This is a genomic window from Rhizobium sp. NFR07, from assembly GCF_900111905.1.
In the GTDB taxonomy this organism is placed as follows: Bacteria; Pseudomonadota; Alphaproteobacteria; order Rhizobiales; family Rhizobiaceae; genus Neorhizobium.
The window spans coordinates 93843-118375 of sequence record NZ_FOKM01000015.1; the positions used below are offsets into that span (position 1 = coordinate 93843).

Genomic DNA, 24533 nt, shown 5'->3' on the forward strand with positions numbered 1-24533 from the left:
GCGGGTTCGGCCCGACCCGGTTCCTTGCGGATTCGACCATGCGTAGCGGACAACAGGCGGCGCTCGGAAAGGACATCATCGATCTGCTGGACGCTCTTGGTATAGAAGAGGCGGTGCTCGCCGGATACGACTGGGGCGGTCTGGCCTCGTGTGTCGCTTCGGCATTGTGGCCCGGTCGAGTGTCCGGTTTGGTTTCCTATGCCGGCTACGACATCATCGACGTCGACCGTCTTCGCCATGCCTATCAGCCAAGCCTCGAACACGCTGTGTGGTATCAGCACTTGTTTCAGCACGAGCGTGGTCGGGAATGTCTGTCTCTCCACCGGCGCGAGTTGTGCAAGATGCTCTGGCGACAGTGGTCACCAACCTGGACTTTCGATGACGAGACGTGGAATACACGGAGCGTGGAGAGCTGACGCCAGCCGAGCTGGTCACCCATCGTTTCTCGCTGGAGGATAGCCCGAAGGGATATGACATGTTCAAGCACAAGGAGGATGGCTGTCTCAGGTCGGTGTTTATCTCATGAGACGGCAAATCGATCTCCCGGCAGGTGCGCGTCGACTGCGCCGAGCAGGCCGCGAGGGTCGTGAACGACCTCGGTGGAGGGTCACACAGCTCCAGCGGTGTGGCATGATCTGGTCCATGTCGTCGCGCCATTGAATTCGATGTAGCACTTGAGGCGCCAGACGACGTCCCATAGCCAACGGAGGGGCCGCGCGCCGGCGCAACGCCGAGGGTCACTGCTCCTCGCCGGGGTACTGAGCATGCTTCAGCAGGCCGGCAAGATGAGCTGTGTTGCGCGCCAGCATCGAGATCATCGTCTCGACCTCCTCCGGTGTCTCGTCAAGATCAACAAAATTGGTCGATCCCATCGCTTCACCGACCCAATAGGCCACAGCATTGGCGGGGATGGTGAAACCGACATCGTTCAGCGCCTGATACACCTCGGCTGACACATGGTGAGCGCCGTCCTCGTTACCGACGACGCCGACGGCGGCGACCTTCCCATACGACACCATACGCCCCTGATCGTCCGTCTCCTCCAGGAACGCGTCCATGCGCTCCAAAGCACGCTTGCAGACACTCGACGGCTGGCCGAGCCAGATCGGCGTGCCGACCAAGAGGATATCGGCCTCGAGTACCTTCTCCCTGATCGTTGGCCAAGCATCCCCCTCCCCTTCATCAGACGTCACGCCCGGTTTTATGTCATGATCGGCAAGGCGGACGACCTCAGTTTCTACATTGTGCTTCTCGAACTCTTCGGCGATCAGCTCAAGCAGTTTTCCTGTTGACGACGCCTCGGAGGAAGAAGAGGATTTCAGGGTACTGTTGAAGGCGATGGCTTTGAGTGGCACGAGGGCTTCCTTTCGTGGATTGAGCAGGCTTTGGTCTCGCCGGCGCCAAGCACGAGTCGAAACCGCGGGCATTGAGACCGCTCGGGGATAAGACCAAAATCTTCCGTATGTTCCTCAGACGGCGATGACCGATAGGAATTCTTCCGTTTTCGTCAGCTCGAGCTGCACCGAGAAGCGGTCGCCGAGCAGGTCGACAGCAGCGTCATGCGTTTCATCAGCGCCGCTGCAGACGGCGTCGCTGAGGACAACCACATGGAAACCGAGGTCAATCGCCCCGAGTACGGTCGCCAGTACGCAGACGTCCGTCTCGCCGCCCGTAACGACGACCGTCTCCACACCCTCATGCCGTAGAAGCGTGGCAAGCCTGCCATCCACCCAGGGTGCGTAGGTCATCTTGTCGAAGATCCGGGCCGGAGGCACAAGAGCCTGCAACGATGGTGTCAGCTGAAGCAGTTCCCAAGGGAGATGCTCGCCGGTCATCATCCACCATTTTCGATAATAGTCTTTCCAGCTACCAACGCCGTCGTCGGCGCTTTCAGGCGGAATGAAACGGGTGAAGATGGTGCGCTCGGCGTGGCGTCGCGATAGCTCTTCAAGCTGGGGGAGGACGCGGGCCATCCACGGCACATACCAGGGCGTATCTTCCGCAAACATCCGCTGAGCATCGACACAGATGTGCCGCCAGTTCCCGATATCTTTCATTGTTCACCTCCGTCGAGGTCAACGAACCCTGGTGCAACCAAGAAGTTCCTAGTCGGGGACGTTCTCCTTCAACTCCTTCAGCCACACCCTGGCATTACCATCCGAAGGCGCGCGCCAGTCACCGCGGGGAGAGAGCGATCCACCAGAGGTGACCTTCGGACCGTTGGGCGATGCCGATCGCTTGAACTGACTGATAGTGAAGAAGCGATAGAGGAACACTTCCAGCCAATGCTTGATCGCCGGCAGATCGTATTGGCGCTTCTTCGCTTCCGGAAAGTGGCTCGGCCATGAGCCAGCGTCGCGCGAGTGCCAGGCGGCGTGCGCGAGGTAGGCCACCTTTGACGGCTTTAGGCCGAAACGGGTGATGTAGTAGAGGAAGAAGTCGTGCAGATCGTAGGGACCGATCTTGTCTTCGGTGCTCTGAATCTGCCCCTGTTCGTTGGCGGGAACGAGTTCGGGGGATATCACCGTGTCGAGAATGCTAGCGAGCGTCACGCCGGTTTCGACATCGAAGATTTCCGACTTGATGACCCAACGGACGAGATGCTGGATCAGCGTTTTCGAAACCGAGGCGTTGACGTTGTAATGGCTCATCTGGTCGCCAACGCCATAGGTCGACCAGCCAAGAGCGATCTCCGACAGATCGCCTGTTCCCAGAACCAGCGCTCCGCGTTGGTTGGCGGCCCGGAACAGAAAATCGGTGCGAAGCCCGGCCTGGACGTTCTCGAAGGTGACGTCGTAGACGGGCTGGCCTTCGCCATAGGGATGTTTGAGATCCTTGAGGAGCTGGAGAGCGAGTGGCTTGATGTCGATCTCTTCCGCGCTTACGCCCAAGCTCCGCATGAGAGCCCAGGCATTCGACTTCGTTCCCTCGCCCGTTGCGAACCCCGGCATGGTGAAGCCGAGTATGTCGGCGCGCGGCCAGCCTAACTGATCGAATGCCCGCGCCGCGACAAGGAGAGCGTGAGTCGAGTCCAAGCCACCCGAAACACCAATGCACAAACGCTTGATGCCGGTCGTCTTCAACCGCTTCATCAGGCCCTGGACCTGGATATTGAACGTCTCGTAGCAATCCTGGTCGAGCCGCCTCGGATCGGCGGGGACAAAAGGGTAGCGGGCAACCGGGCGCGTGAGGTCGATGGATCCGGCCGGCGGCTCGAAGTCAAACGCTACCCGACGAAAGCTCTTGTTCGCCAGATTTAGCGTCGCCGCATCGTTGAACGTTCCTGTTCGCATTCGTTCCAGGCGAAGTCGCTCAAGATCGATGTCCGCGATGCACATCTGCGAGCCAGTCGGAAAGCGCTCGGTCTCGGAAAGCAGCTCGCTGAGCTCGTAGATGCAAGCTTGTCCGTCCCAGGCGAGATCGGTGGTCGATTCACCGGGACCGGCCGCCGAGTAAAGGTAGGCCGACCAAGTGCGCGCCGACTGCGCCGAGCACAGCAGCTTGCGGACATCGGCCTTGCCGACGGTTATGTTGCTTGCGGACAGGTTGGCGAGAATAAGCGCGCCCGCCAATGACCCAAAGTCGCTCGGCGGCGCCGGCGCCCACAGATCCTCGCAAATCTCCACATGGAAGATGAAGTCCGGGATGTCGCGCGCTGCAAACTGCAGGTCGATACCGAACGGCGCGACCCGACCAGATACGGAAATTTCGGCATCCCGAACGGTCCGCCCGGATGCGAACCAACGCTTCTCGTAGAATTCACGATAGTTCGGCAGATGCGTTTTCGGGATCACACCGAGGATTTGACCGGCATGGATGACAACGGCGCAGTTGAACAGGCGGCCCTCATGACGAAGCGGAGCGCCAATGAGCAAGACAGGATTGAGGTCCTTGCTAGCCGCAACGATCGTGGCGACAGATTTTTCGACAGCGTCAAGGAGAACGTCCTGGCCGAGAAAGTCATCGATCGCATAACCGGAGACACAGAGTTCCGGAAAGACCATGAGCCCCACGTGTTGGTCGTGTCCCTTGCGGGCAAGCTCCAGGATCGCTCCCGCATTGAATTCGGGATCGGCGACTTCGCATTCCGGCGTACAGGCGGCGCAACGGACAAAGCCATGGCTGTAGGGGGAATGGAACTCCATGGAATTTCCTCTCGCGGTCATCTCTACTGGGCGCCGATCCAACACAAATGGCAGGAGCGAAACACCTGGATCTGCCACCAGTTCCGCGGAACCGGCCCTCACGAACGAAGTTAGCTGGTTCAACGAAACCGGGGCCACTCCATGACTCACCTCATCGAGATCCTTCTGCCTGTCACCGAAACCTTCGGACAAGCCGTGCTTGGGGACATCAGGTCGGAGCTCACGCATCGTTTCGGCGGGGTCACGCTGCATGTGAATGCGCCTGCCGAAGGACTATGGAAGGACGGTCGAGAGGTCGAAACAGACAGCATCGTGGTCGTCGAGGTTATGACGGACGAGATAGACCGCGGATGGTGGGCGAACTACCGCAAGGCGCTTGAGCAACGATTTTCCCAGGAGGAAATCGTCATCCGAGCCTCGCAGGTCGAACGCTTATAAACGTGACCGTGTCACGAGTTTTCCTGGATCGAAAAGATGGCGTGCAGCAGCGCGAGGTGACTCAGCCCCTGCGGCAGGTTGCCGAGCCCGCCGCCCGTTTCGGGGTCAATCTGCTCATTGAGGATACCAAAGTTGTTTCCGAGGACATCCAGCAGAGTGCGCAACATGTCTTCCGCCCGGTCGACCTCGCCCAGAAAAGCGTAGGCTTCAACGAGCCAGCAGGAGCAGGCGACGAAGGCGCCCTCTTCGCTCGCCGCTCCGGTGTAGCGATAGACCAGCGGGCCTGTGGCCAATTCTTTCTCGATCGCCGATCGCGTCCTTCGGAGCCGACCCTCGTGCTCGAACCCGAAACGGGTGGTGAGGAGAAGGGCGGCGTCGAGCTTCTCGGTCCCGGCAAAGAAGGTGTAGGCCTGTTTCTCCTCGGACCAGCAGTTCTCGTCAATCCAGACCCGGATGCGCTCGCTCTCTTCCCGCCATCGGCTGGAATCACCTTCGATATGGCCTTCTTCGGCGAGATTTGCTGCTTGCGAAAGGGCAAGCCAGCAGCCGATCTTCGAAAAGGTATAGTGCTGCAGATCCTCAAGCTCCCAGATGCTGGAATCTTTTTCCTGCCAACGCACCACGCATTGATCGGCGAGCCTCGTCAGCAGTCGAGCGGTCACTGGGTCGAGAACATGCCCGCTGCGGGCAAACAAGACGGCAGTTTCCAGGATGTCACCATAGCAGCTCAGCTGAACCTGCGATCGCGCGCGGTTGCCAACGCGGGCAGGCGAGGAACCCCTGTAGCCGGGCACTTCGATAATTTCCTCTTCGGGAACCTCGTCGCCTCGCAGGGTGTAGACAACCTTAGGTTCAGGGCCATCTCCGCTGATCGTTTGGACCAGCCAACCAAACGCACCGATAGGCTCGGACAGGGCACCCGCTCTCAGTAAGGCCTTGATCGTATAGGCTGCGTCGCGGACCCAGGCAAAGCGATAGTCGTAGTTTTTGTCGCCGCCGATCCGCTCCGGCAAGCCGGACGTGGCGGCTGCGGCGATCGCGCCGGTTTTGGAAAACAGGAGAAACTTCAATGACAGAGCGCAGCGAATGAGATCGTCGGCGAATGGCCCGTCGTAGGTCAGCTGTTCTGCCCAGCGCCGCCACTCGCCATCGCTGAGGTCGATGCGCTCGTCGATGGAGGTCAGATCCGGAAGGGCAAGCGGCGCCTGATCGGCAACGAGCAGCGCGATACAGGTCGAAGCGCCATCCGCGGCGGTCCATCGAGCAATCGTGCGCTCGTCCTCATCGACCTCAATGACGACATCATCAGAGTGGCAGAACGTGGTAGCCACCCCGCCGATGTAGCGAACCGTCGCGTTTGGATGGTCGACCTTGCGCAGCGCGCCTTGAGCGCAGATAGGCGCCACGACAATTTCGAACTCCACTGATCCCGACAGGCTTTCGATCCGACGGGCAAGTTCACACCAGGGCAATCGGCCACCAGCGCCACTGTTCAATTACTCGGTCACCCGAGCACGCCCGCTATCCGTCACGAAGACGGTTTCGAGCACGTTGCTGTTTTGCCGGTATCGGCGCTCGATCCTAAATGGTTCGACCGGCGTGACCGAAAAACGACCACCTTCTGCATCATGCAGACGATTGAACAGCGGCGGCGAGTCTAGATCGGGCGCACACCACCAGTCGATGGAACCGTCGGCTCCGATGAGGGCGACCGAACGGCCGTTCCCGATGGCAGCATAATGCTCCAGCGGGAGAAAGCCGTCGGTCCGTTCCGGTTTCAGCGAATGCAGCATCAGGGAAGCGTGTTGCCGCCGGTAACCCCGAAGACTTCGCCTGTGATGTAACTTGATTCCTGGGAGGCAAGAAAGACGTAGATCGGGGCGCATTCGGCGGGCTGCCCCGGCCGCTGCATCGGGACCTCGCTGCCGAATTTCTGCACGACGTCCTGGGTCTGTCCTCCCGACGTCTGCAGCGGCGTCCAGAACGGCCCCGGTGCGACGACGTTGACACGGATACCTTTCGGCAGAACTTGCTTCGACAAGGCCTTGCTGAAGGCAACGATTGCCGACTTCGTCGGAGCATAGTCAAGCAGTGTTGCAGAGGGCTGGTAGGCCTGGATCGACGCCGTGTTGATGATCGCAGACCCTTCCGGCAGCAGCGGGAGGGCCGCCTTGCTGATCCAGAACAGCGCGTAGACATTGGTCTTGAAAGTCTCGTCGAACTGTTCGGTCGTCAGCTCCGCAATGCTTTCAATCGACTTTTGACGTCCAGCGACATTGACCAGAAGGTCGATCCCACCGAGTTCCGCCGCAGCTTTCGAAACCAGTTCCTGGCAGAACGCCTCGCTTTTCAGATCGCCAGGAATGGCGACCGCTTTGCGACCTTCCGCCTCGATCAGCTTGATGACTTCATCGGCATCCGACTGTTCTTCGGGAAGATAGTTGATGGCAATATCCGCTCCTTCGCGGGCAAATGCGATTGCCGCCGCTCGTCCAATGCCTGAATCGCCGCCCGTGACCAGCGCCTTGCGCTCGGTCAGCCTGCCCGTGCCTTTGTAGCTCGTCTCGCCGTGATCAGGGACGGGCTGCATCTTGCTTGTAAGGCCCGGAACGGGTTGGGGCTGCTTGGGGAACTCCGGCTGAGGGTATTGGGTCAGCGGATTCTGCATTTCGAACTGGTTCGAAGTCATTGTCGCTCCTTTGAGATTCGCGACAATCGAAACTTATGGAGGCGTCTGTTGTTCCAAAACGCCCAACCGTAACCCATTCGCACGGCACGAATGGCAGACCTCATTCGATAGAAAAAGGTTCTTCGTCTATGTCAATTGCGCTGCCCTCCGACACAGCGATCTCATCCTGGATCACATGTCGGCTGAGCAGGCCGGCGTCCTCGAGGGCTTCGAGGTTCGGCAGGCACGCAACGTCTCCGTGCCGAAGACGAAAAAAGCGGTGTCGCCACATACGTGTGCGGCGCGCCGGACGTCTGGCTGCGCGGGAACCGATGAAAACCTGCACCCCGCAAATTACCGATGACTTCCCGGCTGACCTCCTTCCCAAAGATCTTTGGTAGTTCGCCGCGGGTTACAGGCCGGCAATATCCCACTGCCATCTGCACCATTGCCTCGAACTCTGACAGCGCCGCCGCCCGCACCCTATGGGCGCCGACGAGACGCAGATCGTCTCGGGAAAGGCCCGGCCCGGTGCTGCCAGCCTCCGGCAACCGACACCAACTCATAGGGGCGCGATCTCGTCAAAATGTCGCGTGCTTGAGGTGGCACTTGGCCTGTTATTTCGGTAATGAGGGATTTCAGGACCATCTTCACCCTCAAGGCAAAAGCTGGCTCTTCTTCCAGTCTTGATAGGGGGCAAGACGCTAGCCGGGAAAGCGACGCTCGATCTCGTCCTGGATCAGCGCGATGCGCGCAAGCACCTCGTCTTGTGTGGCTCCGTTGGTTTGCCCGCTCTGTTTCTCCAAGCCATCCATCGCCGCGAAAACCTCATCGATGGTCATTGGCCCTAGACGTTACGCCAAATCGCCAACCGGTTCTTGCGTGAGATCGGCTTCGCTCATCGTGACACTCCCTTTTGTCGCTTTCGAACATGCTGTCTCAAACGAAGTTCCAAAAGGCGGGAACTTGTCTGGAGGACGATGGTTCGTGCTGCGGTCGACAAGGAGGACCTTCAATGAAGACTTTGATCTACGTTTCACTCATTCTTGCAGCCGCGACCTCGGCGGTGTTTGCGCAGTCAACAGCCGAGAAGACCGGCGCTAACTCGCTTATGGGCGTTTCGCCGAAGACCGAAGACTTCGTGACGGAGGCCGCCAGCAGCGACATGTTCGAAATCGAGTCCAGCAAGCTTGCGCTGGAACGGTCGGACGCACAGACGAAGACGTTCGCGCAGCAAATGCTGACCGATCACCAAAAGACATCGGACGAGCTCAAGGACCTCATTTCCGCGGGCAAGGTCAAGGCGACCGTCCCAACTGCGATGTCATCGTCGCACCAGAGCATGCTCGACGACCTGAAGAAGCTCAACGGTGACGATTTCACCAAACAGTACCATTCCGATCAGGAAGATGTGCACGAAAATGCTGTCGACCTCTTCAAGCGTTATGGCGATGAAGGCGAAAATGCCGAGCTCAAGGCTTGGGCCGCCACGACCCGGCCGGCGCTCGAGCACCATCTGAAGATGGCGACTGATCTGAACAAGTAAAAGGCGTTTGGGACGCGCCACCGGTCAATTTGGCACCGGAGGCTCACCTGCCTCCGTGACGCCGACCGGTGAGGTGCCAATGATAACATACCCGCCACTCAACGTTCTCAAGCCGGTTGGAGATCGCATCTGGAGTGTCGATAGCGGACCACTTCATGCCGGTGGTGTCATTCCCCTGCCAGTGCGCATGACGGTCATGCAGTTAGCTGACGGCGATCTTCTCTTGCACTCGCCGACATGTTGCGACGCGCGCCTCCGCAATGAACTTGTAAAACTCGGGTCAGTTCGGCATCTCGTCGCTCCTAACAGCGCTCACTGGAGTTTTATCAAAGACTGGAAGGCTCATTTTCCTGATGCCCTGGCATGGTCGGCGCCTGGCTTGCGGAAGCGACGACAGGTGAAACGTGCGGCAATTGCATGGCACGATGATCTCGGCGCCTCATCCCAGGCTCTGTGGGCGCCGGAGATCGAGCAGATCGAAGTGCCTGGCATCGGCGGGTTTCGAGAGATCTGCTTTTTTCACCGACCGAGCGGTAGTCTGATCCTGACCGACCTCGTCCAGAACCTGGATCGAGAGCACACGTCGGCCCCGATGCGGGTCTTCTCTGGACTTGTCGGCGCTCAGGAGAAGGCTCCGGTTTATCTGAGGCTGGTCGTTAAGCTGAAAGGGAAAGATGCCAGGGATGCGGCCGGCCGCCTGGTGTCGCTTCAGCCCGAGCGGGTGATTTTCAGTCACGGCGCCTGGTTCGAAGACGATGCCGCCGCACGGTTGCGAAAATCCCTCAATTGGTTGATCTAGCTGGCAGCCAGTTTCACCGTAGCGCCTGCCCATCGAGCGGCCAAGTCTTCGACTGCTTGGAAGGCGACAGGCTGCGGCAGTGCTTCACCGGTTTCCACCAGCCGCTCCATCGCAGTTCCGGTCTCGTCACCTGCTAGGCAAATGAATATGGCCCGGCTTTGCGGAGTGACTCCTGGTATGCGGGCCGTGCGTGCATGCGATCGAGCCACCTCAGGATGGCTGGGCGAGAGGCACCCAGTCCGGCACGCGCTCTCGCCGCTTCCAGCGGGAAACTCATCATGATGTCGGCGCCGGTTAGCGCCTCGCCTGCGAAATACGGTCTCGACGCAAGCTCGGCTTCCACGTAGTCGAGATGGACATCCAACATCGGCCGTATGCGGCGCACTGCCAGACGCCCCAGCAGAGGCACTTTCGACGCCACCAAGATGGCGAACAGCACTGGCATAACAGAGCCCTCCGCATAGTGAAGGAACTGTCGGTAGCGGAGCCGTTCATCGAACGTGACCGGGCCGAGGCGGCCGCCGGATCGTTCGACCAAGTACTCGCAGATCGCGCCGGTCTCGACCAGCACGATGTTCCGCCCTTCGTGGTCGTCTTCAAGGATCGGAGACTTGCCGAGCGGATGAACCTGTTTGAGCTGTGATGGCGCCGTCATGTCAGCACGACGCTCATAGAACCTGATCTGATACTCAAGGCCAAGTTCTTCCAGCATCCAAAGGATGCGCTGGGAACGGCTGTTATTGAGATGGTGAACTGTCAGCATGCCGTTCCCGCGCCCCGCCTTACATTTCGACCTTGGCGGTATCGCCCATGTCAGGCCTGCCATGTCCAAGAGCGGCTGCAGCCATCTTGATGTAGCTGATGACGGTGCCTGGGCTGTCCCAATATTCTGCGAAGGCGGGCGTCACCTTGAGAATGCGTATCGACGGATCGTCAGGGTTGTCCCACCACGCCTTTGCGGGCGTCGCCCACAGCTCGCGAATTTTCTCGCGATCATTCTGCACCTCTGCCGTTCCCGAGACCGACACGTACTTCTGGCCTTTCGAATCTGCGAAAGCGAGGCAGACATGCGGTTGCTTTGCCACCTCGTCGTCCTTGTGGCTCGCGACATCGGTCAGAAAATAGAATGCATCCTCGTTCCGCTCGGCGTAGGCCGACATCGGCCGGGCGCGTAGGTCGCTGCCATTCACGGTGGTCAGCATGCAAAATCCGATTTTCTCGGCAAGGTCCCATACTTTCGTGGTGTCGTCTGCGGCATCAGCCATGATTATCTCCTTTTTATTGGCGCTGAGAAACGTCTGAGAAACTGGCTCGTTCCTGCCTTACGCGCCGTAAATGCTGGTATAGCCATGGCTCGCGCTTCTCATGTCTCGATGAACAAAAAGGATCGATCCGCGGTCTCGAGCAATGTGTCGGCGACCGTTCCGTAAGAGACGATCGACCCAGCACGTCTACTCACGCCAAGTACGATCAGGTTAAAGCGCCCCCTTCTCGCATGCCTGAGGATGGCAAGTTCTAGAGACGATCCCTGCGAGACGACTTTTTCGATCAACCTCCGCGGTGGATCCCGCACGCAAAACTTTTGTGCGCTGCAACACTCGTTGATCATCAACCGCGAAAGGACGCGACCATGTCAGACCTGAAGCTTGGTGAACCGATCCCGATGGGCATTCCGGGTATTGAACCCGTCAGCACAGAAGTACAAGACGCCGCCAGAGCGGTCGTCCGGCCGTTCGAGCGGACAATTTACAGCGCGGCAGGCGCCTATCCAGATACAGCATTGCTCGACCAGTTACTGCTCCCCCCAATGAAGCTCGGCCCATCGATGGTACTTGCTTCCACGGCGATGCTCGTCAGCCCGGCGCTGATGGTCAAGCGGCTGCAGACGGCCAACGTCACTCCATAAAGGACGCTTCTTCGTCCGTCCCGCCGTCATCGCCCTCCGAGGCGGCGATTTCGTTGTGAACCACCTGTCGGCTCAGCAGGCCCGCATCCTCGAGCGCTTCGATGTTCGGCAGGTCGCGCAACGTCTCCATGCCAAAGGCCGAAAGAAAATGCTGCGTCGTCACATAGGTATATGGCGCCCCGGGTGTTGGGCTGCGCGGCCCGGAGCCGATGAAACCCGCGCCGCGCAGATCGCCGATGGTGTCGCGGCTGACTTCCTTGCCAAAAATCTTCGACAGCTCGCCGCGGGTGATGGGCTGGAAATAGCCCACCGCCATCAGCACCATCGCCTCAAACTCGGAGAGGGCTGGTGCCCCTCCCCGGGTTGGCGCCGAAGAAGCCCGGATCGTTTCGGCGAAACGGGGCCGGGTCCGGTGCTGCCAGCCGCCGGCAACCGACACCAATTCATAGGGTCGATCCCGAAGCTCCTCGATGAGATCGTCGAGCAGCAGATCAATGCTGCAATCTTTTCCCACCACCCGCGCCAAAAACTCTCGGCTGACCGGCTCGCCCGAGGCAAAGATGACAGCCTCGACCCGCATCATCCATTCCCGCCAGCGCATCTCCGCCGGCAGATCCTCCAGCTCCCGATCAAACAGACGGTCGTCTGCGGCGTACGCTTTCCTGCGGGATGGTTTCGCAGCAGGAGATCCGGCCATCGTCACAATCCGAAGATTCGAAAGGAGGCGCGGCCGGAGAGCTCGCGCGCAGCATCGAGACTTTCCAGACGCTCGAACAGCCGGTTGGCCGCCCAGCGCGACAGGGTGCTGCCTGGCGCCGAAGCTGCGACCGCATCCTCGTTTAGCAGCTTGCGGATCACCGGCTCGGCGCCCTTGGTTCGCAGTTTCGGCGCCACCGCCAGCAACCGCGCCGCCCGATGGTCGATTTCACCGCCAGATCGTAACGCGGCGTCGACGCCGTCCACCAATGCCAGGCAGATCGCTTTCGGATAGGCTGGCTCACCCGGCCGGACGCGACCGCGACCACCGATGGTGCGGAAGGCGGGTCCAAACCGGTCGGGGAGCAGCAGTGGCACGGGTTTCGGCCAGTTCAGCTTTTGCGCCAGCACGACTTCAGCGAGGCCAAGTGCCAGCACCTCGGCGTCCGGGCGAACGGCAGAGATCGCCGTTACCAGGTCCGCCACCGCGAAGGGTGCTGCTCGCCCGGACTGATTTGCAGAATCGACCATCTCAGGGATTGAGGCAAGCCGTTCGTCCCAGCTCATCCCCAGCAGTGCGGCAAGCTCCTTAACGAACGGTGTGGTGACCGTCCCAGCTTGGCGCGCAAGCATTCGTGTGGCCAGAAACAGCTTGCCGGCCGGACCGGGATCGTCGCCTGCAGACGTCAACAAAACCGCGTCGCGGATGCCGGCTTCTTCCTCGCCTGGCCCGAGCATTCGGGCAGCGACAGCTGCTGATTTGAGGGCAAGGCGATCGCGCCAGCAGCCGAGCCATAGTGGGTTGGCTCGGATGAGATCGTCGAGTGATTTCAGGGCGATACCGGCGACGAAGGCTGCATCGGATTCGGTGAAGTCGGGTGCTCGTGGCTGGGTCCACCTTGGCAAGTGAGATGACCAGACCGACGCGTTCGGAGTGTTGGGCGCAAGCGAATCCATGCGGCAGAGCATAAACCGCCTGTGCAGTTTGTACCAGCAATATTGCGCTTAACCGCACGGCCTGTCGGCGATATAAAACGTCCGATAACGTTGACTTATCGGACGTTCTTCTCATTATAGAGACATGGCCCAGATCATCGAGCAGAACAGCGAAAATCACGTCGAGGAGACCTCAGCGCCGTCCCTCAGCACGGCGCCCGGGTATGATGTTTCCGCGCCGGGGGTGTCGGGCGAAAGCCCCCTCCCCTCCCTCGCCGGCGACGATCATCCAGCAGCCCATCTTGTCAGCCTCGCCGATCGGGCTCGGACCTACGTTGAAGCCGCCAGTTCCGCCAACACCCGCAAAGCCTATGCTTCCGACTGGAAGCACTTTTCCGCCTGGTGCCGCCGGTCCGGCCTTACCCCTCTTCCCCCGCATCCACAGACTGTCGGGCTCTACATCACGGCTTGCGCGTCGGGTGCGGCCGAGCGGGGGATGAAGGCGAATTCAGTTTCAACTATCGAAAGACGTCTCTCGTCGCTGTCGTGGAACTATGCCCAGCGCGGATTGGCCCTCGATCGCAAGGATCGCCACATCGCCACGGTCCTGTCCGGCATTCGCAAAACGCATGCCCGGCCGCCGGTGCAGAAAGAGGCGGTGCTGGCCGAAGATATCATCGCCATGATCGAAACGCTCGATCGCGGCACGCTCCGGGGCCTGCGGGATCGGGCCATGCTGCTCGTGGGCTATGCCGGCGGCCTGCGGCGCTCCGAGATTGTCGGTCTTGATGTCAAAGCCGACCAGACGGAGGACGGCCGCGGCTGGATCGAGATCCTCGACAAAGGCATGCTTGTCACTCTGCGCGGCAAAACCGGATGGCGGGAAGTCGAGGTCGGCCGCGGTTCCTCCGACGCCACCTGCCCGGTCGCGGCCGTCGAGACCTGGATCAAGTTCGCCAGACTGGCGCATGGCCCCCTCTTTCGCCGTGTCACAGGACAGGGCAAAGCGGTCGGATCCGATCGGCTAAACGATAAGGAAGTGGCGCGGCTGGTAAAACGGGCGGCGATGACTGCTGGCGTTCGGGGCGATCTCAGTGAGGTCGAGCGGGCTTTCAAGTTTTCCGGCCACTCGTTGCGTGCTGGCCTTGCCTCATCGGCGGAGGTCGATGAGCGTTACGTACAGAAGCAACTGGGGCATGTATCAGCCGAGATGACCCGCCGGTATCAGCGCCGGCGTGATCGCTTCCGGATCAACTTGACAAAGGCTGCAGGGTTATAGGGTCCACCAGGAAACGCCGCAAAAATTGGGAGTTTTGCGACAAGATTTTTCTCTTGAGCCGGACCCTGCGTCATACCGTAAGGAAGATTCCCGAAGGAGTTTTCAATGCACGGATGCGGTCAAGAGGTATTGCTGACAGCCCATGAATGCGCCAGCCGGATCGGCTTGAGCATACGGGCACTTCGGCTCTACGAAAAACATGGTCTGATCTCGCCTCGCCGCACCTCCAAACAGTGGCGGCTCTACGGAAGTGGCGAGGTTGCTCGGCTGAATGAGATAATGGCCCTAAAATCCATTGGGCTTAGCCTTCGAGATATTTCAAAGCTTTTGCGCGGTCAGTCTACCGATCTTGTCCAGATTCTTGCCCTACAGCGTGATGCGCTAGCGGACACTAGAAACCGGGCTGAGCGAGGGCTGACTGTGATTGAAGCTTTGCAAACAAAAATCCGTTCTGGAACGCCTGCGTCGGTTGACGACCTTATGACTCTCGCAAAGGAAACAAACATGACTGAGCCGTTAAAGAATACTGTGGCCTGGCGTCGCTACGAACAGATGCGCCCGCGAACTGAAGTTGTCATCGATGCCGCCTTGTACGATGAATATGCCGGAGCCTACGAAACTACTGACGGGATACTCTCTATCGTGTCCCATCGCGATGGGCGGATTTTCTCCCGGATTGTTGGACAGTCGGATATCGAGATTTTCCCGGAGAGCGAGACCGAATTCTTTATGAAGGCCCTGCCCGTGCAAATTACATTTGAGCGCGGTGAGGATCACCAGGTGCGACGCCTGAGCCACCATCAAAACGGTTTCGAGGATCACGCATTTAGAGTTGACTTGGATCAGGTGCGGAATATCGAAGACGCTGTACAGCAACGCATTCGAGACCAAAAGCCAGTGCCCGAAGGCGAGATCGTCCTACGTAATGTGATTGAGGAGCATGCTCGGGGGGAGCCTGACCTTGATAAAATGTCGCCCGCTTTAGCTGTGCTCGCGGAGGAGCAAAAGGGCTTCATTCAGACTGAATTGGAAAAGGCAGGCAAGCTGAAGCACCTTTCATTCAAAGGTGTTTCGCAAGTCGGCCTAGACATTTACGACGCTGATTTTGAGCATGCAAAGATCGAATGGGGTTTTGCCCTCACTCATAGAGGTCGAATAAGCCATCTCTATCTTCGACAAACGCCCTAGTTTAAGCTTTGTCGCTCAAGTCCTGATTTTGCAGCGCTGCAAAAGTCCGGCTGACATATCGAGCAAAATCCGGGAAATTTGCGAAAACGCGGTTTGGCGAACTTGATGGGCGAGCAGCTAGAAACAAGGAGGGCTTCATGTTTCTAATTCTCCCTCCTGCTCCCAAGCTTGCCACGCTGGTACACGCCTATTGGTTTATTGAAGACCTGCCGGGAGAGTATGCAGGGCACCTGACCCGGACAAGCCCTATCCCCCTGGCGGTGCTATCCGTCAACATGGGACGTCCGAATGCAGCAGAGGACGGAGGTCTGGTCCCGAGCGTGTCCTTTCTCGGTTTGCAGTCACGAAGCCGCGCCTGGCGTTCGTGGTCAGAGACCTATTTCGTTATGGTGATGCTTACAATTCCTGGGCTTGTCCGACTGTTTCCTCATACCGGATCGGGTACTGCCGACATGCTGCTTGATCTTGCTGCTCTCACCGGCGACGCTCCCGCACAAACTTTGAAAAATGGCGTCGGGCTGGAACAGGAACCGAGACGGATCGCAGCCTTGCTGGATCATTGGCTGATTTCCAGGATGAGCAACACGCGCCCTATTTCGGAGGGCAAGCAGATCGCTATAGCGCATTCAATCCTGAAAGGTGGTGGAACCGTCGAAACAGCCGCAGAGACTGCCCAGGTCAGTCGCCGGCAACTCCATCGTCTTTTTCTCCGACACCTTGGCAAGGGGCCAAAGTCACTCGCAGATTTGGAACGTTTGCATTCCAGCCTGAAGAGCGTTCAGTCCGACAGCGGAGAGCCCGTGCTTGGGTTCAGCGACCAAGCACATCAGATAAGAAGCTGGCAACGGCGGCTGGGCGTAACGCCGGGAGCATACGCCCGTGAGGCTCGGACGCCGCTGGCCGATCAACTCGGCGCACAGGGTGGCTCGTCGGGGATCGCCTATTATTTGTGAGGCCGCTTGTCCCATTCATTCAATACTAGCAGCGCCTTTCGAAGAATATCAGATTTTTTCGAAGGGAGACCAAAATAGCCATGCGCCTTCATCTGCTTCACCTGGGCATGATGCAGCCCGGCGATGTGCCTGTTCCTGGTTACCTTGTCCAGACAACGGACGGCATTAACATCCTGATTGATACAGGCTGGCCACGGTCTTTCGTCGAAAACCCTCGTAACCCGCCGGGACTTTCAATCGAAATGAGGCCGGAGGATACGGTGGTTGCTCGCCTCGCGGCCATTGGACTCAAACCTTCAGATATTGATTATCTCGTATGCACTCACCTTGATGACGACCATTCCGGCAACCACGATCTGTTCACCAGCGCCGAATTCGTCATCCAGCGGCAGCACTATGAAATGGCTAAAGGTGGCTATCCCCGGTTTTCGGCCACTCGGGCGGTGTGGGATCATCCGTCGCTTCGGTATCGTCTTATCGAAGGCGACATCGAGCTTGTACCGGGCGTGGAATTGCTGGAAACCAGCGGTCATGTCCCCGGCCATCAGTCTGTACTAGTTTATCTTCCAAAGACGGGAGGCATACTGCTTGCTGCCGACGCCGTTATGCACCAGTCGATGGCGGACGCGACAACGCGTCAAATGTTCATAACCGATATGGATGATGAACCGGCTGTTAGAAGAAGCACGCAGAAGGTTTCAGACATCGCAGAACGCGAAGGCGTGGCATTTGTCGTCTACGGGCATGATGCCCAGCAATGGAGATCTTTACGTCATTCCCCGGCGTTCTACGAATGATCGACCTGCCGATCTCCTGCGAGGCCTCCATGCCGGCCATGCTGACGCAAAAATCCTAAAGCCTGTTACGTCACAGGTTTTAGTCGCGTAATACGTCGCAGGTTTTGGGATTTTTGCGACAGGCGTAAAGCGCGACCGTGCTCAAAAGGCTGAGAACAGTTCGTGCCGTTCTCGCCATTTCGTTCGCAGCAGATCACTTTCGCCCTTGAACACGCTGTCGATGAGCTGGCAGGCGGTCATTCGATCGACGCGGAAGTGCCGAAAGTCATCCCGCATCTCGCACCACGCGGCCAGAAGAACATTGTCCACATAATAGACAAGAGCAATTGGACGAACGGTTCGCTCCGTGCTCCGCGCTTCGGCATCCTGATAGTGTAGATGAAGCTTGCGTTCTTCCCTTATGGCCTGACGAATGACGCGATACTCCACCATAGCGGGAGGAACCTCATTCCAGTGTGATACATGCAAAGGCGATCCCTCGATGCGGCTGTCCGCTGCGTCTGGAAGAACGTCAGCGATCTTTCGGCTGACACGAGATGCGGCCGCCAGTAGGTCAGCATCGCCAGTGCGCCCGAGCAGGGACAGACCGACCACGATGGCCTCAATCTCATCGGCTGTGAACATGAGCGGTGGAAGATCGAAGCCCGCCTGCATCACATAGCCCACGCCAGCCTCACCCTCTATCGGAACCCGCATGGCCTGTAGCGTGATAACATCGCGATAGATGGTCCTCTTGCTGACCTCCAGAGCGTCGGCAATTGCGCGCGCGGTGACCGGTGCAGTCGCACGCCTTAGAATCTGGATGATATCGAACAGTCGGCTTGAGCGGCCCATAATCGCATTTCCTGCAAGCGATCGAACTCTATCAACTTGTTGCTGACATCCGTTGTCAGCAGGGAGGCGAGTATGCTGGCAAGCATCCATATCACAAGGGGGTTACCGATGGCTGATCAGGAGTTTGAAACAACGTCCGTGCGGATGGAGCGCATGTGCCTGCTAATCATACAGGCTCCGACCGAGGACGTGGACCGCATCATGAGTGAGGTGGTCAAGGTCGTGCCATTGGCAATGGGGAGCTATGACAGCAACGCTTATCAGTCGGGGCCAGGTGTCGAACGCTATCGGCCGCTCGAAGGGGCGGCCGCTGGACCGGAAACCGAGGTCCGAAAGCGGCCTGGCACCGTCGAGGTATCGTTTGAGCTTCCTGATGACCGGCAGCTTATCGAACAGGTGGTCGAGACGATATTTCAGGCACACAGCTATCAGGAGCCGGTCATCAGGATTCAGACAATCCTCACCAGCCGCTCCAAAGGACTTGACGACAGCGCGAACCCTAACCGCTGGTGGAATACGACAGGCGACTGGAAAAAGAAGGACGACCGACTGGCAACGGGTGCCGTGCAGGAATGAGCGCGGCCGAATATCGCCTCGGTCTGGTGCTTGTGACGGCATCAGCGGTCGCCTGGAGCACGGCGGGTTTCTTCACGCGGCTCGTTCCACTGGATAGCTGGACGCTGCTCGCTTGGCGCGGCATTTTTGGCGCGCTCGGCATCGCCGTAGTGATCCTGATCATGGGTCGCCGTGGGGCATGGCGGAGCGTCCGCGACATGGATTGGCCCGGCTGGTTGTTCGCCGTCGTCTCCGCCGTCGGCATGATTTTCTTCATCACGTCGCTCAGACGCACCACAGTCGCCCATGTCGCAGTGATCTATGCGACGGTACCGTTCATCGCAGCCGTGCTTGGCTGGCTGGTGATGCGGGAACGACCGGCAGCGAGCGCCGTCATCGCTAGCCTCGCCGCGTTCGCAGGGGTTGCTTTAATGGTCGGCTTCGGCATCGAGGGTAGCTTGATTGGCGACATTCTCGCATTGGGCATGACGCTTTGCATGGCGGCAATGATGGTGATCGCACGGCGGTTCCGCAACATCCCGGTCATGCCGGCCGCCTGCCTATCGGCACTGCTAAGCGGACTGGTCTGTTGGCCGTTTGGGGACCCGCTTGCCGTTTCCGGTTATGAGCTGTTTCTCTTGGCATTGTTCGGTTTCGTGAACTCGGCAGTCGGGCTTGCGCTGTTTACGCTTGGCGCAAGGCTCCTGCCTGCGATCGAGACGGCGCTGATAGGGGCCTTGGATGCACCGCTGGCCCCGCTCTGGGTCTGGCTCGCCTTCAGGGAGACACCCGGCATTGGTACGGTTGCCGGTGGGCTGATCGTGTTCGTGGCAGTTGCTGCTCACATTGTGGTCGAGACCCGACGAGCCTCCCGGACGCTCTGAAATCACTGCCGTAGGTTCCGAGAGTTTTGTGACGCGATTAAGATAGGGAGAGATAATGAATCCGCATATTCGAACAGCGGCCGATAGCGATAACGCGGCTATATTGCGTATCTTGCGGCAGGTTTTGTTGTCAATTTCTCCGGATGGAGCTGCCGTCCCAAAGCCATCGGACGAATACCTTCAAAGCATTGTGAAAGGTTGCGAGATATTCGTCATTGAGCAGGGCGACGAGGTTGTCGGGCTAAACGCTATCCGCGTCATCGACCTGTCAGACCGCGAAAATGCAGCTTACAGCAAAATCGCGCTTGTCATGGCAATCGGTGTCGATGAAACGAAACGCCGGCGGGGACTGGGAACTGCGCTAGTAAATCATATGCGGGGCTGGCTGGCGACTGAGGGCGTCGAAATGGTTAGCCTGAATGTCGCGGCCCATAATACGCCCGCAGTAGCGTTCTACAAGCATATGGGCTTTGGAACTTTGTCTATGCAGATGGGATGTAAGCTGCCTTTGTCGCAAGAGTCCTAATTTTGCGAAGTTGAAGAAGCCTTTTATGCAGGGGCTGTCAAAGATGGAGGATTGGGTGGATCAGCCACCAATCGAGCTATGGAATGTTACAGCGCCGTTAGAACGACTTGGAGGGGGCTTCCGGAATATTGTGTTCCATACTGTTGGGCTGCCCCAGGACCTCGTCTTTAAATCAACGCGTAGGTCTACGGCCGCTTTGGAATGGCTAAGCGTCGTCCAAGACTTTGCCCGTGCAAGCGGCTTCATCGTTCCATCGTTTGTGCGCAGCCGGAACGGGCTGTTGATTGAAAGTGGTTGGACTTGTGAGGAGTTCCTCGTCGGTGAACCGTTTGCAAAGGAGGATTTGCCGTCGATCTTGCCGGAAATATCAAGATTTCACCAATTGGCGGCGACGATAACGCAGAGGCCGGGATTTGCTTCATCGGAAGAGCTGACCAGTCTATTAGCTGGCGGCGATATCGACCTTTCCACGATGCCTCCCGAGTTAGCTGAATTATGTCGTCACGCATGGCGCGAAGTGTCAGGCCTTCCGGCCACCGCTGTCCACGCCGATCTCAATGCTGGTAATCTGCTGCGCTGTCATGACGGACGCCCAGCCTTGTTAGACTGGGACGAATGCCGTCGCGATCTAGCAATTTTCGATCTCGGACAACTAATAGCAGTCCGCAATTTGGAACAGCGCGCAATCTTGGCTTGGGAGGTGGCATGTTCTTGGAACATCGAGCCGGACCATGCGCGCGAGGTCGAAAAACGTTTGCACAGCAAGGATCGAGAAATTACTGCGAAGTCGCGAAAATCCTGACTTCTTGGGCAAACTATGCTGATATCTCAGCGTCTCAGCAATATGAGAGGGTCAATCAGTATGGAACGGCAGAGCACCTACAGCGATCTTTTGAAAATGCCGGGACTATCGCCTCTGATCCTTGCGGCGACGTTTTCCCGGCTGGCGGGGCGAATGTTTATTCTCACATTGGTCCTGTTCGTGCTGGCGCGGTTTTCTTCACCGGCACTGGCCGGCTGGCTCACGTTCGCAGCGATCGTTCCGGGTCTACTTGTGAGCCCGGTTGCAGGCGTCCTGCTTGACCGTGTTGGCCCGACGATAGCCGTCCGGATCGACATGATTGCAAGCGCCTCTTTCATTGCCGCGATCAGCATTGCTGCATGGGCTGGCTGGGCCGATCCGATAGCCCTGTTCATTCTGGTGATACTGTTTTCTCTTGCTGGCCCTTTGGGCGCAGCCGGGACACGCACGCTGCTGCCTCGCCTCGTTCCACATCACGCTCTCGACCGAGCCAATGCGCTCGATACGGCTGTGTACGCGGTCGTCGATGTTGTTGGACCGGCGATGGCGGGCATAATAGTGGCATGGCTCGGGCCCGAAACTGCGATGTCTATCATCGCCATAGCCTATGCTTGCGCCGCCCTTTGCATGTCTTTCGTCCCGCGCCTTCGCGGTTTGGCCTCCAGAGACACTTCATTCCTGCGGCAGACAATTGAAGGCATTCAGATCGTCGCCAGGCAACCGACATTGCGCGGGCTCGCCATCTCCTATTCGATGTATCAGATCACCTGGGGTGTCCTTTACGTCGTGGTGCCGGTTTTCGTCGCCAATCATTACGATATGGCTGTCGGCAGCTCCGTAACCGGCTTCCTATGGGGTGCAATGGGTATCGCTGGCGGGGTCGGGGCGCTTTTCGCGGGTCACCTGCGCACGAGTGGACGCGAACGTCATATCATGGCTATCGGTATGGTCATTACCGCTTTGGCGGCCTGGCCGGTCGCTGCAGAATTCGGTTTTGGTGGTCTGGCGATCGGACTCATGCTCGCGGGCGTGATGTCCGGCCCGATCGACGTTGCTCTGCTAACTTTGCGTCAGCGGCGCACGGACCCGCGACAGCTTGGCCGTGTCATGTCTATCTCGATGAGCCTGAACATGGCTGGCTTCCCTCTCGGTTCGGCTCTTGCCGGCATGGTCATCACCTCGTCGCTCTCAACAACATTCGTTTTGGCCGGCATCGCGTCTGTGATAGCCGCCATCGCTACCATATCGATACCAGCCGACCGAACTACCGCGACGTGAAAGCCTAATATGCTGTAGCGTTGCAATTATCCTGATTTCCGCGAGAGATTACGGCGACTACCTTTCAGTCAGGCCAGATTCATTCAGGTCCAGTTCCCTCGGCTAGTTTTAGAAGCGAAGCGGTCGCAGCGCTTGCATACGCTGGAACAGCGAGAACGAAGTTGCTTGTCAGGAATTGATCGGCTGCTCCGAATTCTGGCAATTGACGCAACTCTTCGTCCTCAATCGAAGAGCGAAGTGAGGCGAAAACTGCTAGAGAATCCACAAATTGGTACGGCCTGCTGTGGATGGAGCTGATCGACGGGGCGCTTGCGCCAGGAATGCCTTTGGCAATTTGTAGTTCAGCCACAAAGCGGCAGGCGTAGATCAGTCCTGCCTCTCGCGCTTTCCAATCCTCAGCCCGCATTACCTGATCGAGCATAGGCTTGAGTTCGGATGCGCAATCCAATCTGGAAAAAGCTGTTCCAAACCACTTGGGATAGGGCGCATAGCGGCGCTCGATCAGCATGGCAAGCCGCATGATATTCCCAACCATTCTTGCTGCGATGACACGCGACCCAATGTCATCGCCAGCATCGCCGGCTCGGCCGACAAAAGCACGTTCCTCGGCAATGCGCCCCCATTGCGCCGCGAGCTTGTACAGCCAAACATCGCGGGGGAAGTAGGCCATCCGTTTTCGAAGCGATGTTAATTCGCCGAAATCATCGCGGAAAACCGCGCCACCTGTGACGGTCAGAAATGTTTGCTCCGAATAGGATAGCCAGTCCTGTGTCGTTAGCTCATTCGGGAATTGGCGACCCCAGAAGCGGTCGCACCAAGCCGCAACTGTATAGAGTTCCGCGCCATGATCTGACCCCAACATGCCCGCCCCAGCATCTCCAGAAGGTGGCCGGACGTTGGTCGAGTAACGAACCGGCCAGCCTTCGAATGATAGCGGTAAACTGCTATCCAGTGCTTTCATGACGGCTGGCGCAATCGTGGGGAAGCTAGCAGCGGGAAGGAAAAGCTGCACACACGGGCCGTAATCGTGGTCTGCCGATACCTCGGAATCGAACCTGAGGATCTCCGAACCAAGTCCGACACGAGCTGCAGCATGGGACATATATGGAAAGTTATCGTGCAGGATCGGGCCGACAACCTTCTCATAGAAACGCTGCGATAGGTCGATTCCAATTCCTTGAGCCATCGTCCTTCACCTGCTTTCTCTCGCAATTATTAGATCGGTTGAACCTCCACGGCCAACGCGCTACCATTCTCGCGGGTGTGCAGCCCACCGCTCGCCCCTTCAGGGATGGTGAAATGCACAAACTTCTCGGTTGAACCCTTATGGGCAGCCGTCGGCAACGCGAGCACCGGCATTGATTATGCCTGGAAAGGGACAAAACCATGAGTGCTCGCGCTCACCCTAAATCTATGGCCAAAGCTTTGCGAAAAGCTCTTGCCGAGCAGAACCTCGACCTATCGCATAGCGCCTGCCTGGAAATTGTCGCTAGGCAGTTGGGTGCTTCCAACTGGAATACCTTGAAGGCATCGAGTGACAAGTCTGCATCGCTCAGTTTCACGCTTTTCGTTGAGCATGGTCGTCAGGAAGAAGCCGCCATTTTCTACAGGACCGTTTTTGGTGCTGTTCCAACGAAGACGCATTACCTACAACAACGAGAGCCAATGGCAGTTGAGTTGGAGCTTGGTGGATGGCTGGTCTCAATATGCGGATCGAATCCACGTCGAGAAGCCGAGCCTTGGCGTGGAGGCCCCTTTCATCCAAAAGAGAAGGGGTCCGTGAGCGCGGTTTACCGTTTGGACGTGGACAACGTGGCGGCTATGCTGAAGACAGCGGTTGCAGCTGGTGCCAGTGTTCGGGACAGCCTACAAGTTGCCGACAATGGTCACCGTGTTGCGACCATCTTTGACCCCTTTGGGCACATCTGGGCCTTGCATGAAAAGGCCGTAGCAACGACGATCCAGGCGGCGTAAGCCGACGACAGTTCTTGTCGCAAATGTCTGTCGCGAAAACCAGACTTTTGCGTCTGAGTTTTGCGACAGGCTTTTCCCTGCAAATTCAGCGCCGGCGATTTTGTCGCGAAACTTAGCCATATCGCAAGCTAGATGCTCGCGCGTCTGAAGAGCGGGAGAGAACGCGCAATCGTCCGTCCTGATCTCAAAGGCATCCTGCCGAAAGCATTATCGGACGTATTTAATATGGCTTGTGAGAACGCGGAAACTGGCTGGCCCTCCCCTGTCGCAAGGGCCTTTTAATTACGGGTAGTTGAGACTATATGTAGCTAGACAGCCTAGCCAGATTG

General features: G+C 58.3%; 28 protein-coding genes. 15 read left to right on the plus strand and 13 right to left on the minus strand.

Annotated features, from left to right (window positions below; all coding sequences use genetic code 11):
• Nucleotides 1-38 precede the first annotated feature (38 nt).
• Complete coding sequence (locus tag BM216_RS34755; RefSeq protein WP_244530336.1) at nucleotides 39-416, plus strand: alpha/beta fold hydrolase; 378 nt, start codon at nucleotides 39-41, stop codon at nucleotides 414-416.
• 321 nt (nucleotides 417-737) lie between these two features.
• Here BM216_RS34755 and BM216_RS26035 read toward each other — a convergent pair whose 3' ends face one another.
• From BM216_RS26035 to BM216_RS26045, 3 genes are all read right to left on the minus strand, one after another.
• Nucleotides 738-1355 (minus strand): flavodoxin family protein, encoded by a 618-nt coding sequence (locus BM216_RS26035; protein ID WP_093002216.1) that lies wholly within the window; start codon nucleotides 1353-1355, stop codon nucleotides 738-740.
• A gap of 114 nt (nucleotides 1356-1469) precedes the next feature.
• Nucleotides 1470-2057 carry a cysteine hydrolase family protein gene (locus BM216_RS26040; protein WP_093002125.1) on the minus strand — a complete coding sequence of 196 codons (588 nt, stop codon included), beginning with the start codon at nucleotides 2055-2057 and terminating at the stop codon, nucleotides 1470-1472.
• A gap of 48 nt (nucleotides 2058-2105) precedes the next feature.
• On the minus strand, nucleotides 2106-4145 hold the full coding sequence (locus BM216_RS26045) for an NAD(+) synthase (protein ID WP_093002126.1): 2040 nt from the start codon (nucleotides 4143-4145) through the stop codon (nucleotides 2106-2108).
• A 141-nt stretch (nucleotides 4146-4286) separates the two neighbouring features.
• Here BM216_RS26045 and BM216_RS26050 point away from each other — a divergent pair, with 141 nt between their 5' ends.
• Nucleotides 4287-4583 (plus strand): hypothetical protein, encoded by a 297-nt coding sequence (locus BM216_RS26050; protein ID WP_093002127.1) that lies wholly within the window; start codon nucleotides 4287-4289, stop codon nucleotides 4581-4583.
• A gap of 11 nt (nucleotides 4584-4594) precedes the next feature.
• Here BM216_RS26050 and BM216_RS26055 read toward each other — a convergent pair whose 3' ends face one another.
• The 4 genes from BM216_RS26055 to BM216_RS26070 form a co-directional block, all read right to left on the minus strand.
• Nucleotides 4595-6079 (minus strand): glycoside hydrolase family 15 protein, encoded by a 1485-nt coding sequence (locus BM216_RS26055; protein WP_244530337.1) that lies wholly within the window; start codon nucleotides 6077-6079, stop codon nucleotides 4595-4597.
• On the minus strand, nucleotides 6080-6376 hold the full coding sequence (locus BM216_RS34760; protein WP_244530338.1) for a trehalase-like domain-containing protein: 297 nt from the start codon (nucleotides 6374-6376) through the stop codon (nucleotides 6080-6082).
• Nucleotides 6376-7272 carry an SDR family oxidoreductase gene (locus tag BM216_RS26060; RefSeq protein ID WP_093002128.1) on the minus strand — a complete coding sequence of 299 codons (897 nt, stop codon included), beginning with the start codon at nucleotides 7270-7272 and terminating at the stop codon, nucleotides 6376-6378. The genes BM216_RS34760 and BM216_RS26060 overlap by 1 nt, the downstream gene beginning before the upstream one ends.
• A 683-nt stretch (nucleotides 7273-7955) precedes the next feature.
• Complete coding sequence (locus tag BM216_RS26070; RefSeq protein ID WP_244530339.1) at nucleotides 7956-8093, minus strand: hypothetical protein; 138 nt, start codon at nucleotides 8091-8093, stop codon at nucleotides 7956-7958.
• Nucleotides 8094-8266: 173 nt separating this feature from the next.
• Here BM216_RS26070 and BM216_RS26075 point away from each other — a divergent pair, with 173 nt between their 5' ends.
• Nucleotides 8267-8797, plus strand: a complete 531-nt coding sequence (locus tag BM216_RS26075; protein WP_093002129.1) for a DUF4142 domain-containing protein — start codon at nucleotides 8267-8269, stop codon at nucleotides 8795-8797.
• A 79-nt stretch (nucleotides 8798-8876) separates the two neighbouring features.
• Entirely contained in the window at nucleotides 8877-9596 is a 720-nt protein-coding gene (locus BM216_RS26080) for a DUF4336 domain-containing protein (protein ID WP_177230919.1), read from the plus strand.
• 133 nt (nucleotides 9597-9729) lie between these two features.
• On the opposite strand, the gene BM216_RS26085 is transcribed toward BM216_RS26080, so the two are convergent.
• Nucleotides 9730-10359 carry a glutathione S-transferase family protein gene (locus BM216_RS26085; protein ID WP_093002130.1) on the minus strand — a complete coding sequence of 210 codons (630 nt, stop codon included), beginning with the start codon at nucleotides 10357-10359 and terminating at the stop codon, nucleotides 9730-9732.
• Between the two features lie 19 nt (nucleotides 10360-10378).
• On the minus strand, nucleotides 10379-10861 hold the full coding sequence (locus BM216_RS26090; RefSeq protein WP_093002131.1) for a pyridoxamine 5'-phosphate oxidase family protein: 483 nt from the start codon (nucleotides 10859-10861) through the stop codon (nucleotides 10379-10381).
• Between the two features lie 365 nt (nucleotides 10862-11226).
• On the opposite strand from BM216_RS26090, the gene BM216_RS26100 reads away from it, so the two are divergent.
• Complete coding sequence (locus BM216_RS26100; RefSeq protein ID WP_244530340.1) at nucleotides 11227-11502, plus strand: hypothetical protein; 276 nt, start codon at nucleotides 11227-11229, stop codon at nucleotides 11500-11502.
• Here BM216_RS26100 and BM216_RS26105 read toward each other — a convergent pair.
• Nucleotides 11492-12199: an SMC-Scp complex subunit ScpB gene (locus BM216_RS26105; RefSeq protein ID WP_093002133.1), complete on the minus strand. Its 708-nt coding sequence runs from the start codon at nucleotides 12197-12199 to the stop codon at nucleotides 11492-11494. The two genes, BM216_RS26100 and BM216_RS26105, sit on opposite strands and share 11 nt — an antisense overlap.
• A 2-nt stretch (nucleotides 12200-12201) precedes the next feature.
• Nucleotides 12202-13155, minus strand: a complete 954-nt coding sequence (locus BM216_RS26110) for a DUF1403 family protein (RefSeq protein WP_244530341.1) — start codon at nucleotides 13153-13155, stop codon at nucleotides 12202-12204.
• Nucleotides 13156-13279: 124 nt separating this feature from the next.
• Between BM216_RS26110 and BM216_RS26115 the strand changes: the two genes are divergently transcribed.
• From BM216_RS26115 to BM216_RS26130, 4 genes are all read left to right on the plus strand, one after another.
• Complete coding sequence (locus BM216_RS26115) at nucleotides 13280-14413, plus strand: site-specific integrase (protein WP_093002135.1); 1134 nt, start codon at nucleotides 13280-13282, stop codon at nucleotides 14411-14413.
• A gap of 105 nt (nucleotides 14414-14518) precedes the next feature.
• Nucleotides 14519-15601 carry a MerR family transcriptional regulator gene (locus BM216_RS26120; RefSeq protein WP_093002136.1) on the plus strand — a complete coding sequence of 361 codons (1083 nt, stop codon included), beginning with the start codon at nucleotides 14519-14521 and terminating at the stop codon, nucleotides 15599-15601.
• Nucleotides 15602-15738: 137 nt separating this feature from the next.
• The gene (locus BM216_RS26125) at nucleotides 15739-16554 is read left to right on the plus strand and encodes a helix-turn-helix domain-containing protein (protein ID WP_093002137.1); all 816 of its coding nucleotides are present in this window, start codon (nucleotides 15739-15741) and stop codon (nucleotides 16552-16554) included.
• An 80-nt stretch (nucleotides 16555-16634) separates the two neighbouring features.
• Nucleotides 16635-17351 carry an N-acyl homoserine lactonase family protein gene (locus tag BM216_RS26130; RefSeq protein WP_093002138.1) on the plus strand — a complete coding sequence of 239 codons (717 nt, stop codon included), beginning with the start codon at nucleotides 16635-16637 and terminating at the stop codon, nucleotides 17349-17351.
• Between the two features lie 141 nt (nucleotides 17352-17492).
• Here BM216_RS26130 and BM216_RS26135 read toward each other — a convergent pair whose 3' ends face one another.
• On the minus strand, nucleotides 17493-18185 hold the full coding sequence (locus tag BM216_RS26135) for a helix-turn-helix transcriptional regulator (RefSeq protein WP_177230920.1): 693 nt from the start codon (nucleotides 18183-18185) through the stop codon (nucleotides 17493-17495).
• A gap of 108 nt (nucleotides 18186-18293) precedes the next feature.
• Between BM216_RS26135 and BM216_RS26140 the strand changes: the two genes are divergently transcribed.
• From BM216_RS26140 to BM216_RS26160, 5 genes are read left to right on the plus strand one after another with little or no spacing between them, the layout of a single operon-like run.
• Nucleotides 18294-18761: a YqfO family protein gene (locus tag BM216_RS26140; protein ID WP_093002140.1), complete on the plus strand. Its 468-nt coding sequence runs from the start codon at nucleotides 18294-18296 to the stop codon at nucleotides 18759-18761.
• Nucleotides 18758-19624: a DMT family transporter gene (locus BM216_RS26145; RefSeq protein ID WP_093002141.1), complete on the plus strand. Its 867-nt coding sequence runs from the start codon at nucleotides 18758-18760 to the stop codon at nucleotides 19622-19624. Before BM216_RS26140 ends, BM216_RS26145 begins: the two co-directional genes overlap by 4 nt.
• A gap of 55 nt (nucleotides 19625-19679) precedes the next feature.
• Nucleotides 19680-20150 carry a GNAT family N-acetyltransferase gene (locus BM216_RS26150; protein WP_093002142.1) on the plus strand — a complete coding sequence of 157 codons (471 nt, stop codon included), beginning with the start codon at nucleotides 19680-19682 and terminating at the stop codon, nucleotides 20148-20150.
• Between the two features lie 25 nt (nucleotides 20151-20175).
• A complete protein-coding gene (locus BM216_RS26155; protein WP_093002143.1) occupies nucleotides 20176-20952 on the plus strand; it encodes a phosphotransferase in 777 nt (258 codons plus the stop codon).
• A gap of 60 nt (nucleotides 20953-21012) precedes the next feature.
• Nucleotides 21013-22230: an MFS transporter gene (locus BM216_RS26160; RefSeq protein WP_093002220.1), complete on the plus strand. Its 1218-nt coding sequence runs from the start codon at nucleotides 21013-21015 to the stop codon at nucleotides 22228-22230.
• A gap of 79 nt (nucleotides 22231-22309) precedes the next feature.
• On the opposite strand, the gene BM216_RS26165 is transcribed toward BM216_RS26160, so the two are convergent.
• Nucleotides 22310-23416 carry a DUF4037 domain-containing protein gene (locus BM216_RS26165; RefSeq protein ID WP_093002144.1) on the minus strand — a complete coding sequence of 369 codons (1107 nt, stop codon included), beginning with the start codon at nucleotides 23414-23416 and terminating at the stop codon, nucleotides 22310-22312.
• Between the two features lie 200 nt (nucleotides 23417-23616).
• On the opposite strand from BM216_RS26165, the gene BM216_RS26170 reads away from it, so the two are divergent.
• The gene (locus BM216_RS26170) at nucleotides 23617-24204 is read left to right on the plus strand and encodes a glyoxalase superfamily protein (protein WP_143102866.1); all 588 of its coding nucleotides are present in this window, start codon (nucleotides 23617-23619) and stop codon (nucleotides 24202-24204) included.
• Nucleotides 24205-24533: the final 329 nt, after the last annotated feature.